Genomic DNA, 15,578 nt, shown 5'->3' with positions numbered 1-15,578 from the left:
CCCCCCGCCGGTCGACCGGCGCAGCCACCGCCGGGTGCCGCGCCGCGTGGCGGCCGCTCCGGGGGAGACCTGACCCCCGAACTCGTCGAGACCGACGTGTGGACCGACGCGATGGTCGAGCAGGCCGGGATCCCGGTGGTCGACGTCCCGTTCGTCACCGTCGGCTCCGGTATCGGTTCGTTCGTCACCGTCGACTATCTCCGCGTCTGCGGAGTGCCACTGGACCAGATCGTGGTGCTCGGCCCGCAGGACGTCCCATGGCACTCCTACGAGTACCTGACCCGCGTCTCGCAGATCCCGCGTACCGAGCGGCTGCGGTCGGACTCGGCCTCCACCCCGGACAACATCTGGGGGTTCCCGTCGTATGCGGTGCGCGAGGCGTGGGCCGACAAGTCCCTGAAACCACTGTGGAACGTGGGCACCGAACCGATCTTCAGCAACTACTACACGCCCCGCGCCGGTCACGCCTTCGAGTCGATGGAGGCCGAGTGCAACCGGATCGGATACCTGCAGTGCCTCCGGCTCGGGCAGGTCCGCATGATCCGGCGGCGCGCCGGGGGTGGCTACTACACGATCCTCACCCCGCAGGCCGCAGGCACCGGTGTCGCGCCCGGCACCGCCACACCGAATCAGGGAGGGGCGCAGGGAAATCCGCAGCAGTACACCACCAAGCGGGTGGCCTTCCGTAGTCAGTGGGTGCACGTCGCGATCGGCTACCCGGGGATCAAGCTCCTGCCCGATCTGCAGGCATTCCGCGAGAAGTACCGTGACGCGAGCAAGGTGGTCAACGCCTACGAGCCGCACGAGACGGTCTACCAGGCACTGCAGCGCCGGCCGGGCACGGTGATGATCCGCGGCGCCGGAATCGTCGCCTCCCGGGTGCTGCAACGGCTGATCGACGACCGTGACGCCCTCGGACTGCAGACGCAGATCGTGCACCTGTTCCGCACCTACGTCGACAAGTCGCACGGGCCGCATATCTTTGCCCGCCGAAAAGGCAAGGACGGCTGGGCATATCAGGGATTCAACTATCCCAAATCGGTGTGGGGCGGCCAGCTCAAGGAGAAGATGCGCAAACTCGAGGGCCACGAGCGCGCCGCCGCCTACAAACAGATGGGCGGCACCAACACCCCGGTCCGCAAGGACTGGCAGGAACAGCTCAAGCGCGGTCGGCGGGAGGGCTGGTACCGGGTGGCCGTCGGCAAGGCCGAGTCCCTGGTGCCGGGCCCCGGCGGGCAGGGCGTGGTGGCCACCGTGCGCGTCGACCCACACGCATCGATCACCCAGGATGCCCGTCCGGACGGGACCTTCGAGCTCTACGCCGACTACGTGATCGACTGCACCGGACTGGAGGCCGACGTCCGCGAGCACCGGCTGCTCGCCGACCTGCTCGACCACACCGGCGCCGGGATCAACCCGGTGGGCCGGATGGACGTGGGCCGCGACTTCGAACTGCTGGGCTGCCGGAGCGGCAACGGCAAGATCTATGCGTCCGGAAGTGCCACCCTCGGCGGCTACTTCCCGGGGGTCGACACCTTCCTCGGGCTGCAGATCGCCGGCCTGGAGATCGTCGACGACCTTGCCCGGCAAGGATTCTGCAAGAAGCTGACACCGTGGCGGTCGACGCGACAGTGGTGGCGCTGGGTGCGAGGCAAGGGAGTGGACTGACGTGCTGCCGACTCTGTGGGGGCGTTTGCAGACCAGGGTTCTGGTGCTGGCCATCGTCGGCGGCATCTGGACCCTCATCATCGGTCCGCTGCTGCCCGACGGCGCCGACATCGCCACCAGCTACCGCGTGGCGTTCACCGTGCTCGCGGTGGTCATCGTGCTCGGGATCGCCTGGGAGTTCCTCTATCACTTCCTGCAGCAGTTCCGCTGGGAGAAGGACTGGCCGACGATGTTCGGTCTGCTGACCGGTATCCCGGAAGGGATCGCGGCCTGGTGCGTGGTGGCCTACACGCCGCTGCTGCCCGACGATCTGCGGCCGTCGCCGCTGGTCTACTCGATCCAGTTCGTGACCACCTGGCTGGTGGTGTGGATCGTGCTCAACGGTCCACTGCGAGCGATCTTCCCGCACTGGCGATTCCAAGGAGGTCGGTTCTTTTGAGCGCGCCTGTCGGCGGTCCCAGCGTGACACCCACGGTGACGTTGGTGGCCGGTTCCGGGATCGTGATCCGTAAACCCGCCTTCCTGTGTGTGATCGGCGAGCGATCCCGCGCACTGGTACCGGAGATCCTCGCCCTCGAGGAGTCGGTGGCCGTCCCCGACCGGATGCCGCGCCGCGGACGTCACGTCGCGCGGGCGCTGGCGCAGCTGGTCGCCACCGCCGATCTCGACCACACCGTCGACGTCGCGTTCGCCGCGCCGGACAGTGTGGGCATCGCGATCTACCTGAGCGGCACGGTCTTCGGTGAGGCCGACGGCCACCGTCTGCAACCGGGCGACGACGAACCGTTCGACCGGGCCATCCCGTGGCCGTACGAGGGTTTCGGACTGTATCTGTCGGGCACCCGCCCTGCCGAACCCGGTGAGGAGACCTACGACCTGGTGGAGGGTTTCGTGCCCGCCGCCGGTGCGTTGCTGCACACACCGCTCGGCCTGCGCGGCACGGAGATCCACGATCTGAGTTCGCGGCCGGCCCCGGTCCGCGGTGGGCCGGCGCCCGAACCGCCGGCCGAGAAGCCCGCCGTACCCGACAAGCCTGCCGTACTGGAGAAGCCTGCAGTACCCGAGAAACCTGCGGTACCCGAGAATCCCGCCGTACTCGAGAAGCCTGCCGCGCCCGAGCCACCGGGTACCGAACCGATGCCGGTGATGGACGACGAGCCCGAGCCGGCATCGACTCCGGAACCGGGCCCCGCTGCGCAACCGGAACCGACTCCGGAACCGGCACCGTTCCGGTCGGCCTCGCTCGGTGGTGTCGACGTCGAGTCCGAGCCGCGGCGTGCACCGCTGGGGAAACAACCGCCCCGCCCGGCACCGCCGCTGCCCGAACCGGCCCTTCAGGATCTCGCCGGCTCGGACCAGCAGACCGAGGCCCTGCGTCCTGAACCCCTGCACGTCGAACCCCTGCGCCCGGCGAGCCCGGCAGCCCACCCGCACGCCGCGCACCAGCCCGCCGACCCGTTCGGCGACTTCAAGGTCGACTCGCTGCAGGATGCGTCGCCCGAACAACGGGAACCGTTGCCGGTGGAGGAGAGCAAACGCCCGGCGACCGAGGTCGTCGAGATCGTCGAGTCCCGCGCCCACGTGCACGGCATCCGCTGTTCGCGAGGACACCTGAACCACCCGAGGTCGTGGCTGTGCGGGGTGTGCGGGATTCGGATGGATCAGCTCACCGGCATCCTCGTCGAGGGCGAACGTCCGCCGCTGGGATGGCTGCTGCTCGACAACGGCTCCACCTACCTGCTCGACGAGGACCTCGTGCTCGGCCGGGAACCCGGCAGCTCGGGGGGCCGACGGCGCGGCACCCCCAAACCGATCCGGGTGCCCGACGAGACGGGGCAGCTCTCGCGTCGGCACATCGAGATCCGCCTGGTCGAATGGGACGTCCACGTGGTCGACCTGGGTTCGGCGAACGGCACCTACGTCGCCGATCCGGCACTCGGCAACCGTGAGGTGCGCCTGAATCCGCGGCAGCCGCACGTTCTCTCACCCGGCTCACACGTGCGGATCGGTGGCCGTCACTTCATCTTCGAATCGCCGCACGCCCGGACATGAACGCATTCCCACGGGCGACGGGAGCCCGATGATGGACAAACACACGGTGGCATTCCTGCTGATCGACGTGGCGGTGGTGATCGCTGCGGCCCGGGTCGGCGGATGGATCGCCCAGAAGCTGCGTCAACCGGCCGTGGTCGGCGAGATCGCCGCCGGTATCGCGTTGGGCCCCAGCCTGCTCGGGCTGCTGCCCGGCGACCCCACCGGATGGTTGTTCCCGACGGAGGTCCGGCCCCTGCTCGGGGCGCTGGCGCAGATCGGCCTGGTCCTGTTCATGTTCATCGTCGGGCTCGAACTCGACATGCGCCTGATCAAGGGCAGAGAACGCGCCGCGGGAACCATCTCGATCTGCTCGATCATCCTGCCGTTCGTCCTCGGTGCGGGGCTGGCGGTGGTGCTCTACCCGTCGCACAACGTGGTCGGCGGCACCGAGATCGGGTTGCTGGGGATGGCGCTGTTCCTCGGGATCGCCATGTCCATCACGGCTTTCCCGGTGCTCGCACGCATCCTCACCGACCGCGGCATGCAACGGACCGCACCCGGGGTGTTCAGTCTCGCCGCCGCGGCCGTCGACGACATCCTCGCGTGGTCGGGGCTGGCCTTCGTGATCGCGGTGATCCAGGGCGGCAGTCCGCTCGCCGTCGCCCGCATCCTCGGACTCACCCTGGTCTACGCCGCCGTCATGTTCCTGGTGGTCCGGCCGCTGCTGCGCAGACTCCTGGTGTGGCGCAACGCCGCCGGACGCATGACCCCCGACATCCTCGCGGTGATCCTGATCGGGTTGTTCTGTTCGGCCGCGGCCACCGACCTGATCGGCATCCACCAGATCTTCGGTGCCTTCGTCTTCGGTGCGGTGATGCCGAAGGTGGACGCCGAGGAACTGACCCGCGACATCCTCGAACGTCTCGAGCAGGTCAGTGTGCTGCTGCTGTTGCCGATGTTCTTCGTGGTGACCGGACTCGAGGTGAACCTCGCCGGCATCGGCCCGGGCGGCTGGTGGCAACTGCTGCTGGTGCTGGCCGTGGCGATCGGCGGCAAGTTCGTCGGCGCCTACACCGGGGCCCGGCTGTCGTCGATACCCGGACGCCAGTCGGCGGCGATCGCGGTCCTGATGAACACCCGCGGACTCACCGAACTGGTGATCCTCAGTGCGGGTAAACAACTCGGGGTCCTGTCCGACGAGCTGTTCGCGATGATGGTGGTGATGGCGCTGGTGACCACCATCCTCACCGAGCCCCTGCTGCGGCTGGTCTACCCGGACAAGGTGGTGGACATGGACATCGCCGCGGCCGAACGCAAGGCGCTGGCCTCCGGCACCTCTGCCCGGACGCTGATCGTGCTGGCCGATCTGGATGCCGACCTCGACGACCTGCTGGCGCGGCATCGGCGTGCCTTCGCCGCGGGCGCGGGCACCGACGTCGTCCTCGCCGGGATCCTGGCGAGCGCACCGAGATCGGAACGTCTCGAGGTGGGCGTACCGCTGGTACCGGATCTGTCGGCGATGGCGTCGGCCGTGGAGAAACTCGGTGCGCTCGGCGCGCGGCTGACCGACGCCGAATCGGTGTCGGTGCTGTGCCGGTTCAGCGCCGACCCCGCCGCCGACCTGCAGGAGATGGCCGACAACTCCAACGCCGACGTCGTCGTGGTGGACAGCGGGTGGCGGTCGCTGACCGAATCGGTCACCGCCGCACCGATCGTCGTCGTCGACGAGCAGGCGTCCCCGGGCCGGATGCCCGGCACCGCACCGCTGACCTGCGTGGCCGCCGACAGCCGGTCCGGGCGTACCGCGGTGATGCTCGCCGGTGCGCTCGCGGTACACGCACACACCGCGCTGACCGTCGTGACCTCCGGGTCGAGGCGTCGCCTCACCGCCGACCTGGCACCGGTGGCCACCCGCGGCGTCGACGTCACCGTCACCGAGCGCGACGACGTCCTGGTCCTGCCCGGCACGCTGATCATCGCGCCCGACGACGCCGGCCGGCCATCGGTTCCGGTGGCGTTCACGGTGATCGACCAGATGCAGACCAGTGAGGAATCACTGGCCCAACGCATCGATCTGTTCGTCGCGTCGGCCGGCCCGACCGACCGACGGTCTGCTCCCACATCCGAACTGAACGCGACCCATCCGACCGCATCCCCGGAGAGGCACTGACATGGCCACCGTCGAGGTACCGCAGCACCTGGCCGACTTCACCGTCCTGAGCCGACTCGGCGAAGGCGGCAACGGCACCTTCTACCTGGCCGTCCCACCGGAGCGGCTCGGTCTCACCACCGACCGCGTGGTGCTCAAGGTGTTCGGCGGGAGGTGCAGCGACGACGCCTATCGCCGTGGCGTGCGGGAACTGCGGGCCTTCGCCGCGGTACGATCGCCCTATCTGGCGTCGCTGTACGACGCGGTCCTGCAGGGGCAGTTCATGTATGCGATGGAGTACTTTCCGCTCGGATCGCTGGCCCGGCCGACGCAGCCGCTGACCCGCGACACCGCCCTCGCGGCGCTCGCCGACGCCGCGCGCGGGGTGGACGCCCTCCACGAGGCGGGGATCGCGCACGCCAACATCACCCCGTCGAGTGTGCTGCTCACCGAGTCCGGTGGCCGGCCCGGCGGCAAGGTGTCGGATCTGGGTCTGGCCCGGGTGCTGGCCGCCGACGAGCCCATCACGAGCTTCGCCCAACCCGGTGCGGTGCAGTACATGGACCCCGCACTGCTGGCGGGCGACGTACCGTCACGGGCCACCGACATCTGGTCACTGGGTGCGGTGCTGCACCGTGCTCTCACCGGCCAGGGGGTCTACGGCGAGGTACCCGATGCGCAGCCGCTGCTGGCGATCCGTGCCGCACTGTCGACGCCGCCGGCACTGTCGGACAAGCTCGATCCCGAGGAACGCACACTGATCGCCAATTGCCTTGCGCTGTCCGGGGAACGACCCGCGACCGCCGGGGAGGTGGCCGGGCGGATCGACCGTCTGCGCCACTGACCCGAGGTGCGTGCGGTCAGCCGGACACCAGGAACGGTGCGGTGGCGAACAGGAACACCACGAACGATGCGAGCAGGAACCACGACGCCCCCTGCCAGACCTGCCAGCGGCCGCGGGCACGCCACTGCCGGTAGGTGTGCCACAGGGCACCGAGGGCGCCGACCCCGACGACGGCCGGTGCGACGATCACCAGCACGGTGCGCAGGGCACCGCTCGACAGCAGTGCCACCACCAGGGTGGCGATCCCGAAGCCGAGCACGATCACGCCATAGCGGACGGCCCGCCGCACCTGTGCGTCGGTGCTGTCGGGACCTTGGTCGTCTGGGGGGTGAGGATCAGGGGACATGGCCGGTTCGTGGGATGGAATTTGTCGGAAAGGTGAACATCACCGAGCGTACACATTGCCGAAATATGCCGTATTTCAGGACTTTCCTCACTTTGCCGGGCATCGTATGTCCGGGCAGGATGGGTGTGGAAGCAAGGTTATGAGCGTGTGAGAGCACGAGAGGGAGATGACCGAAGATGAGTGCCATTCTCGTTGGCGTCGACGGTTCGGATGCGTCCAATGCGGCCGTCGTGTGGGCTGCGAAGACCGCACAGTACGAAGGCCACGAGCTGAAGCTGGTCGCGGTGTACGACGCCAGTACCAGTGACTACGCGCCGGGTCTGATCATTCCCCAGGACGTCATCGACGCCATTCGTCAGGATGCCACCGATTCGGTGCACGCCGCTGCCACCCTCGCCCACGAGTCCGCCCCCGCGCTCGAGGTGCATTCCTCGATCGTCGACGGCGACGCCGCCCGCGTCCTGCTCGAACTCGGCAAGGACGCCGCGATGATCGTGCTCGGCACCCGTGGTCTCGGCAGCGTCAAGGGTCTGTTCCTCGGCTCGGTCTCCACCACCGTCGCCGCCCATCATCACGGGCGTGTCGTGGTGGTGTGCGGTTCCGAGGGCAGCGACAACGGCCCGGTGGTCGTCGGCGTCGACGACTCCCCGGTGAGTGCCGCCGCGGTCAAGGAGGCCTTCCGGCAGGCGGCGCTGCGTGGCACCAAGCTGATCGCCGTGCACACCTGGACCCCGCTCGACGCCGATGCGCTGCACGGCTACGGCATCGACCCCGACGAGGTGTCGCGGATGTCGCAGGACGCCGTCGCCGCCGTGGCCGAGCAACTCTCCGGCTACCACTCCGACTACCCGGACGTGGAGGTCGTGCGTGAGGTGCTGCCGGAGGAGCCGGCCAAGGCCGTCCTCGACGCCGTCGAGAAGTACAAGGCGCAGTTCGTGGTGGTCGGCAGCCGCGGCCGCGGCGGGTTCAAGGGTCTGATGCTCGGTTCCACCAGCCAGAAGATCCTGCACAGTGCGAACCTGCCGGTGATGGTCGTCCGGGCCTGACCGGCATACGCTCGCAGGGATGGGCCTGAAGAAACTCGAGCTCTCCGTCGGTGAGCTCGCCCTGCGAGCGGGGATCGCCCCGTCGGCGGTTCGGTACTACGAGGATCAGGGACTGATCTTCGCGCGCCGGACCGCCGGCAACCAGCGTCGCTATCACCGTGCGATGCTGCGTCGCGTCGCCTTCATCAAGGCCTCCCAGGTCGCGGGGATCCCGCTCAGCGTGATCGCCGAGGTACTCGCCGAACTCGGTCACACCGAGTCGCCGTCGAAGGCGATGTGGGAGGCCGCCTCGCGACGCTGGATCGACGATCTCGACGCGCGTATCGCGCTGCTGGAACGTCTGCGCGACATGATCGGCTCCTGTGTGGGCTGCGGGTGCCTCTCGCTCGGGGCGTGTCACCTGCTCAACCCCGGCGACGAGCTCAACCGGCTCGGCCCCGGTCCCCGCCGACTCCTCGACGAGCAGGATCAGGCCGACCTATAGGGTTGACGCCATGCCAGGAGGTTCCCGTGTGGCGCTCGCCCTGGGCAGCGGCGGCGCCCGGGGATATGCCCATATCGGTGTGATCGCCGAGCTCGAGGCCCGCGGATTCACACTCGTATCGGTCGCCGGATCGTCCATGGGCGCCCTCGTCGGCGGCCTGTACTGCGGCGGCGGTCTCGACGACTATGTGCGCTGGGCCTCCGGGCTCACCCAGATCGACGTGATGCGTCTGCTCGACGTGTCGCTGTCCCGGCAGGGTGGGGTGATCGGCGCCGAACGCGTCGTCGCGCGGGTCCGCGACATCCTCGGCGACGCCCGGATCGAAGACCTCGCGATCCCGTTCACCGCGGTCGCCACCGACCTCGGCACCGGCCGGTCGGTGTGGTTCCAGAAGGGGTCGCTGGTCGACGCGATCCGCGCCTCGATCGCCATCCCCGGGGTCATCGCACCCCACCGCTACGACGGCCGGCTGCTCGCCGACGGCGGCATCCTCGACCCGCTGCCGGTCGCGCCCACATCGGCGGTCAACAGCGACGTCACGATCGGGGTGGTGCTCGACGCCGACGGCGGACCGGGAACCGGGGCGACCCGGGTGCCCGGCGGGCGGGACAAGGACCGCGACCGGGAATCCCGGGAGAACAAGGAACCCCGGGAACCGAAAGAGTCGCGGGAGCATCGGGAGCCGAAGGACAAGGGGATCATCCGCCGCAACATGGAACCGTTGTTGTCGGGGGATTTCGTCCGGTCGGTCCGCGATCGGATCGGCCTCGACGTGCCGACCGTGGCACCCGAGACCGCCGACGGCCCCTACCAGGACATGCTCGACGAGCTCGGCCGGGCAGACCCGGCCGCGACCCGGGCGGCCGAACCCGAGGTGCGGATGGCGCGGACGATGGGCCGGATGGAAGTGCTCAGCCGGTCCCTCGACATCATGTCGGTGGCGCTGACGCGTCATCAGATCGCCGGGTACCCGCCGGACATCCTCATCCGGGTGCCCCGAAAAGCGGTGCGCACCCTCGACTTCCACAAGGCCACCGAGATGATCGAACTCGGTCGGACGCTGACCGCCGAGGCCCTCGACCGGCTGCCCGAGCAGTCGTGACCACACCGGCCTGGCGACAGATCCCTCGCGGTATCTGGGTGCTGCTGAGCGCGAACGTGGTGATCGCGCTCGGCTTCGGGCTGATCGCACCCGCGCTGCCCAGCTTCGCCCGGAGCTTCGACGTCGGCTACACCGCAGTCTCTTTCGTGGTGTCGATGTTCGCGTTGATGCGACTGCTGTTCGCCCCGCCGGCCGGCAGGCTGGTCGCGAGACTGGGGGAGCGCCGGATCTATCTGAGCGGTCTGCTGATCGTGGCGGCGAGCACCTTCGCCTGCGCCTTCGCCCAGAACTATGTGCAGCTGCTGATCTTTCGCGGACTCGGCGGCATCGGGTCGACCATGTTCTCCATCTCGGCGATGGCCCTGCTGATCCGGTTGTCGCCCAGTGAGATCCGCGGACGGGTGTCCGGGTTCTTCTCCGCCGGTTTCCTGATCGGCAACATCGCCGGACCGCTGGTCGGTGCGGCGCTGGTCGGCTTCGGGCTGCGGATGCCGTTCGCGGTGTACGCGATCGCGCTGGTGATCGCATCGGTGGTGGTGGCCACCCAGCTGCGCGACGCCGGGACCGCGGTCTCGGCGACGCAGTCCGGGCACGGGGTCATGTCCCTGCGGACGGCGCTGCGCGACAGTGCCTATCGTGCGATCCTGGCCTCCAACTTCGCCCAGGGCTGGGCGTCGATCGGGGTCCGGGTGGCGGTGGTGCCGCTGTTCATCACCGAGGGACTCGACGAGTCCGCGGCGATGGCCGGCGTGGTGCTGGCGGTCTATGCGGTCGGCAATGTCGCCGCGATCCTGCTCGCCGGTCGATTCTCCGACCGCTACGGGCGCCGTCGGGTGATGCTGCCCGGGCTCGCCACCATGGCCGTGTCCACCGCCCTGCTCGGCTTCGCCCCCGGCATCGGTATCGCCCTGGCGTTGTCGGCGCTCTCGGGTGTCGGCTCCGGTTTGTTCGCGCCGACCCACCAGGCGGCCCTCGCCGACGTCCTCGGTGCACGGCGGCAGGGTGGTTCGGCGCTCGCGTCCTACGGCATGGCGTCGGATCTCGGTGCCATCAGCGGTCCGGTCGTGGTGGGATTCGTCGCCCAGCAGGTCGGATTCGGTCCGGCGTTCGTGTTCACCGGGGCGGTGGCCGCGGTGGCGTGCGTGGTGTGGGGATTCGCCCGCGAGACCGCACCGACGGTCGTCGGGGAACCGGCCAAACTGAGCGACCCCGAGACCGGCAGCCCCGATCCCGCCTGAGCCCACACCGCCGAACCACACCGGCGTGAACCCGCCCACATGATCGCCGACATCCGCAGGCCGGCACGCGTCGTCGCCCCCTCGCACACCGCCCAGGCACTACGGTTGTCCCATGGCGAACGAGGGTCCTTCCACAGCGTCCGGCGCACCGGACGACTCCTATCGTCTGGGCAGCGATTCGGAGGTGGGCCGGCTCCGCGCGGTGATGCTGCACCGTCCCGGTGACGAACTGCGGCGCCTCACCCCGCGCAACAGTGACCAGTTGCTGTTCGACGGTCTGCCGTGGGTCGACCGGGCGCAGGAAGAACACGACGCCTTCGCCGACGAACTCCGTACCCGCGGGGTGGATGTGTTCCTGCTCGGTGACCTGCTCGTGGAAGCCATCGAGCACAGCGGTGCCGCCCGAATCCAGGGCATCGCCGCGGCGGTGAGTGCGCGCCGGCTCGGCCCGCACCTCGCGAGCGAGTTGTCGGCGCACCTGCGGGGATTGTCGGCGTCGGAGCTCGCGCACGTGCTGATGACGGGGATGACCTTCGACGAGCTCCCGATGGCACCCCACGCCGGCCGTTCCTCACTGGTGCGGATGATGCACGTCGGGCCCGAGTTCGCGATCGACCCGCTGCCCAATCTGCTGTTCACCCGGGACAGTTCGTTCTGGATCGGCCCCCGGTTCGCGATCACCTCGCTGGCCATGCCCGCCCGCATCCGGGAGACGTCGCTGACCGACCTGATCTACGCCCACCATCCCCGGTTCACCGGGGCGCGACGCGCCTACGAGTCGCAGGTCGCGCCGGTCGAGGGCGGTGACGTCCTGCTGCTGGCACCCGGAGTGGTGGCGGTGGGGGTGGGGGAGCGCACCACCCCGGCGGGTGCGGAAGCCCTGGCGCAGAGCCTGTTCGGGGACGGGCTCGCGCACACGGTGCTGGCCGTTCCGATCGAGCAGGCGCGGGCGTTCATGCACCTCGACACCGTGTGCACGATGGTCGACGTCGACGCGGTGGTGATGTACCCCAACATCCGGGACACGATGTCGGCGTTCACACTGACCGAGCGCGGCGACGGTCGGATCGAGGTCACCGGTGCCCGGCCGTTCGTGGAGGCGGCGGCCGAGGCGATGCAGATCGAGAAGCTGCGTGTGATCGACACCGGTCTCGATCCGGTGACCGCCGAGCGTGAGCAGTGGGACGACGGCAACAACACCCTGGCGATCGCGCCGGGGGTGGTGGTGTCCTACAACCGCAATGTGGAAACCAATCGGCGACTGCGGGATTCGGGTATCGAGGTGATCGAGATCGAAGGACGCGAACTCGGTTCCGGCCGTGGCGGTCCCCGCTGTATGTCGTGTCCGCTGGCCCGGGATCCGCTGTGATCGACCTGGGCGCCCATCTGCGCCTCGACCCGGAATCCGATCAGCCACCCTACGAGCAGATCCGCCGCGGGGTACTCGCACTGATCGACGACGGTGTGCTGCTGGTGGGTTCGCGCATCCCCACCGTCCGTGCCCTGGCCGCCGACCTGCACGTCGCACCGAACACCGTCGCCCGCAGCTACCGGGAACTCGAGAGCGCCGGGGTGCTCGAGACCCGCGGGCGCAGTGGTTCGTTCGTCAAGGCCGGTCCGGATGCGACGCTGGCCGCGGCGCAGAACGCCACCGTCGAGCATGTGAGCAATCTTCGGCAGCTGGGTGTCTCGGACGAGAAGATCGTGGAACTGGTCACCCGGGCCGTGCAGAGCCGCTGACCGCTGATCCGCCGCCGGCATCGGGCAGGTGGACCCGACGTCGGCGAGCCGGTCGTCCTCGCGTGACGGGCACGTCGGATTGTCGCCGCGCGCCAGGTCGGCTCAGCCCCAGCTGGGTAGCCAGATCTGGTTGCGCCACGTCGCCGGGGAGATCGGACTGGCGGTCATGATCGGCCACAGCCATACGAAGTTGGCCACCACCACCCCGATGTAGATCGCCACCACCAACACGGCGAGGGCTTGGTGTTCGGGTCGGGAACCGGGGATCGATTTGCGTGATCCCCGGAGGATGTCGCCGCAACAGAGGGCCAGTCCCATCACCAGGAACGGGGCGAGGACGGTGGCGTAGAAGAAGTACATCTGTCGGTCGATCTCGGCGAACCACGGCAGGAAGCCGGCGGCGTATGCGGTGACGACGGCGGCGTAGCGCCAGTCGCGCCGGACCAGCCACGACCACAGGCCCCACAGGAGTACCGGCAGGGCCAGCCACCACATGGCCGGCGAGCCGATGAGCATCTGGGCGCGCACGCAGTCACCGCCGCCACACTGGTCGGGGCCGTTCTCGATGGCGTAGAGCATCGGGCGCAGGCTCATCGGCCACGTCCACGGCTTCGATTCCCATGGGTGGTGATAGCCGGCGGAGTTGGTCAGGCCGGCGTGGAACTCGAGGATGCCCGACTCGTAGTACCAGAGCGAGCGCCACGCGCCCGGCACCCACGACCACGGGCCGTCGGTCCCGATGGTGTTGCCGACCTGATAGCGGTAGACCGATGTCTCACCGGAGAACCAGGGGATGAAGGTGGCCAGGTAGATGGCCACCGGCATCACCACGAGACTCAGGCCCGACGGCACCACGTCGCGGACGAGGGTGCCCAGCCACGGGCGTTGCACGTGATAGGTGCGGCGTGCGGCGACGTCGAAGCCGACGGCCAGCAGGGTGAAGAAGATGACGTAGTAGATGCCCGACCATTTGGTGCCGCAGGTCAGGCCGAGCATCACACCGGCGGTGAAGCGATACCAGCGGAATCCGAGCCGCGGGCCGAATCGCGAGTCGCCGATCCGGCCCTCCAGGTACACCTTGTGCATCCGTTCGCGGACCTGATCGCGGTCGGCGACGAGCGCGGTGAACGCGGCCACGATGAACAGTGTCTGGAAGATGTCGAGCATGCCCATCCGGGACTGGACGAACAGTACGCCGTCGCAGATCGCGAACACCCCGGCGATGGCGCCCACCAGTGTCGAACGGGTCATCCGTCGCACCGCCAGATAGATCAGCGCCACGATCAGGATTCCCGACACCGCGGACATGAATCGCCAGCCCATCGGGGTGTAGCCGAACAGCCACTCGCCGATCGCGAGCATCCACTTTCCCACCGGCGGATGGACCACCAGGCCGTATGCCGGATTGTCCTCGATCCAGTTGCCGCCGGTCAGTACCTGCCAGCCCTGCGGGACGTAGTGCTTCTCGTCGAAGACCGGTGTGCCCTTGTCGGTGGGGAGCCACAGCGTCCAGAACCGGGTGATCGTGGCGATCACCACCAGCACCAGCCCGACGATCAGTCCGCGGCGTCGGTCGGTCGGCCCGAACAGGGGGGTGGGGATCTCCGGTCCGGGGTTGGGCGGCGTGGGCTGAGCCGACGCCGGGAAGTCGGCGCCGTGATGTCGTGCGTCCGCTCCGACGTCGCCCACGGTGAGAGTCACCCGATCGATGGTAGTGGTCGGCCCGCCGTAAGCTCTGTGGACATGACATCCGAGCCGACGACGTCCGGGGCGCTGGTCCTCGCGGCCACCCCGATGGGCCGCTACGACGACGCGTCCCCACGGTTGCGTGAGGCGCTCACCACCGCCGACATCGTGGCCGCCGAGGACACCCGACGTGCCCGCGCGTTGGCCGCCGGTCTGGATGTGACGATCACCGGTGAACTGATCAGCTACTACGACCAGGTCGAGGCCGCCCGCACCCCTCGGCTGGTCGAGGCCATCGCCGGGGGCGCCACGGTGCTGCTGATCACCGACGCCGGGATGCCGTCGGTCAGCGATCCGGGCTATCGCGTGGTGGTGGCATGTGCCGAGGCCGGTCTGAAGGTCACCGCGCTGCCCGGGCCGTCGGCGGTGACGACGGCGCTGGCGGTCTCGGCGATGCCGTCCGAACGTTTCTGCTTCGAAGGGTTCGCGCCACGGAAGCCCGGTGCACGCAAGGAGTGGCTCGGTCAGTTGCGGGACGAACGCCGCACCGCGGTGTTCTTCGAGTCGCCGCATCGGCTCGCCGACTGCCTCGGCGATGCGGTGACCGTCCTCGGCGGCGAGCGCCGGGCCGCGGTGTGCCGCGAGCTGACCAAGACCTACGAGGAGATCCGACGCGGCGATCTCGCAGAGCTGGCCGAGTGGGCCGCCGGCGGCGTCAAGGGCGAGATCACCGTGGTGTTGGCCGGTGCGGTCGCGACCGAACCGGATCTCGACGAGCTCGTCGTCCGTGCCGAAGGTCTCGTCGAGGGCGGGATGCGACTCAAGGCCGCGTGTGAAGAGGTGACGCGCGGGACGTCGGTCTCCCGGCGCGACGTCTACGAGGCCGTACTCGCCGCACGGTCGGCGGAGTAGTTCTTTTCGCGACACCTCGGAGGTGGCCACCACCCGACGTCGGGCTGCGGAGATTTCGACTCGGGTCCTCGCGATGCTCGGTCCCGGCTCAATCAGCCACCGCTAGTGGGTGGTTGAGCCGATGAGGAGCGTAGCGACGAGGCGTGTCGAAACCTCGGACGGCCGAAGTCGTCAACTCGGCCACCTCTATCGGAGCTCAATCAGCAACGCCTAGTGGGTGGTTGGGCCGATGAGGAGCGTAGCGACGAGGCGTGTCGAAACCTCAGACGGCCGGGGTTGCTGACGTGACCACCTCTGAGGTGGTTGCTATTCGACGTCGGCTGCGGAGA

The 15,578-nt window shown here is 69.0% G+C and carries 14 protein-coding genes; 12 read left to right on the top strand and 2 right to left on the bottom strand.

From position 1 onward, the window contains the following. The 5 genes from GD1_RS22035 to GD1_RS22015 form a co-directional block, all read left to right on the top strand. The coding region (locus tag GD1_RS22035; protein ID WP_059039587.1) for an FAD/NAD(P)-binding protein at positions 1–1,668 on the top strand (1,668 nt) is incomplete at its 5' end. A 1-nt stretch (position 1,669) separates the two neighbouring features. After that, positions 1,670–2,107, top strand: coding sequence for a hypothetical protein (locus GD1_RS22030; protein WP_053778488.1), 438 nt, complete (start codon positions 1,670–1,672; stop codon positions 2,105–2,107). Next, positions 2,104–3,720, top strand: coding sequence for an FHA domain-containing protein (locus tag GD1_RS22025; protein WP_059039582.1), 1,617 nt, complete (start codon positions 2,104–2,106; stop codon positions 3,718–3,720). The genes GD1_RS22030 and GD1_RS22025 overlap by 4 nt, the downstream gene beginning before the upstream one ends. Positions 3,721–3,751: 31 nt before the next feature. Beyond that, positions 3,752–5,872: a cation:proton antiporter gene (locus GD1_RS22020; RefSeq protein WP_059039581.1), complete on the top strand. Its 2,121-nt coding sequence runs from the start codon at positions 3,752–3,754 to the stop codon at positions 5,870–5,872. A 1-nt stretch (position 5,873) separates the two neighbouring features. Further along, on the top strand, positions 5,874–6,695 hold the full coding sequence (locus GD1_RS22015) for a protein kinase domain-containing protein (RefSeq protein WP_053778485.1): 822 nt from the start codon (positions 5,874–5,876) through the stop codon (positions 6,693–6,695). 16 nt (positions 6,696–6,711) lie between these two features. On the opposite strand, the gene GD1_RS22010 is transcribed toward GD1_RS22015, so the two are convergent. After that, a complete protein-coding gene (locus GD1_RS22010) occupies positions 6,712–7,041 on the bottom strand; it encodes a hypothetical protein (protein WP_053778484.1) in 330 nt (109 codons plus the stop codon). 176 nt (positions 7,042–7,217) lie between these two features. Here GD1_RS22010 and GD1_RS22005 point away from each other — a divergent pair, with 176 nt between their 5' ends. The 6 genes from GD1_RS22005 to GD1_RS21980 all read left to right on the top strand — a co-directional run bounded on the left by GD1_RS22005 (position 7,218) and on the right by GD1_RS21980 (position 12,651). Beyond that, positions 7,218–8,087 (top strand): universal stress protein, encoded by an 870-nt coding sequence (locus GD1_RS22005; protein ID WP_020791876.1) that lies wholly within the window; start codon positions 7,218–7,220, stop codon positions 8,085–8,087. 19 nt (positions 8,088–8,106) lie between these two features. Continuing rightward, entirely contained in the window at positions 8,107–8,571 is a 465-nt protein-coding gene (soxR, locus tag GD1_RS22000) for a redox-sensitive transcriptional activator SoxR (protein WP_020791875.1), read from the top strand. Between the two features lie 10 nt (positions 8,572–8,581). Then, positions 8,582–9,673 (top strand): patatin-like phospholipase family protein, encoded by a 1,092-nt coding sequence (locus tag GD1_RS21995; RefSeq protein ID WP_059039579.1) that lies wholly within the window; start codon positions 8,582–8,584, stop codon positions 9,671–9,673. Beyond that, positions 9,670–10,911 (top strand): MFS transporter, encoded by a 1,242-nt coding sequence (locus GD1_RS21990; RefSeq protein WP_059039576.1) that lies wholly within the window; start codon positions 9,670–9,672, stop codon positions 10,909–10,911. The genes GD1_RS21995 and GD1_RS21990 overlap by 4 nt, the downstream gene beginning before the upstream one ends. Before the next feature lie 112 nt (positions 10,912–11,023). Further along, positions 11,024–12,280 (top strand): arginine deiminase, encoded by a 1,257-nt coding sequence (locus tag GD1_RS21985; protein ID WP_053778482.1) that lies wholly within the window; start codon positions 11,024–11,026, stop codon positions 12,278–12,280. After that, complete coding sequence (locus tag GD1_RS21980; protein ID WP_152972890.1) at positions 12,280–12,651, top strand: GntR family transcriptional regulator; 372 nt, start codon at positions 12,280–12,282, stop codon at positions 12,649–12,651. Before GD1_RS21985 ends, GD1_RS21980 begins: the two co-directional genes overlap by 1 nt. 102 nt (positions 12,652–12,753) lie before the next feature. Here GD1_RS21980 and GD1_RS21975 read toward each other — a convergent pair whose 3' ends face one another. Beyond that, positions 12,754–14,352 carry a dolichyl-phosphate-mannose--protein mannosyltransferase gene (locus tag GD1_RS21975; protein WP_083534600.1) on the bottom strand — a complete coding sequence of 533 codons (1,599 nt, stop codon included), beginning with the start codon at positions 14,350–14,352 and terminating at the stop codon, positions 12,754–12,756. Positions 14,353–14,394: 42 nt separating this feature from the next. On the opposite strand from GD1_RS21975, the gene rsmI reads away from it, so the two are divergent. After that, a complete protein-coding gene (gene rsmI, locus GD1_RS21970) occupies positions 14,395–15,249 on the top strand; it encodes a 16S rRNA (cytidine(1402)-2'-O)-methyltransferase (RefSeq protein ID WP_059039584.1) in 855 nt (284 codons plus the stop codon). The last annotated feature ends 329 nt before the right edge of the window (positions 15,250–15,578 follow it).

The organism is Gordonia desulfuricans NBRC 100010, from assembly GCF_001485495.1.
GTDB lineage: Bacteria > Actinomycetota > Actinomycetes > Mycobacteriales > Mycobacteriaceae > Gordonia > Gordonia desulfuricans.
Note: the sequence above shows the minus strand (reverse complement) of the source record. Positions and strands in the feature narration are given on the sequence as shown.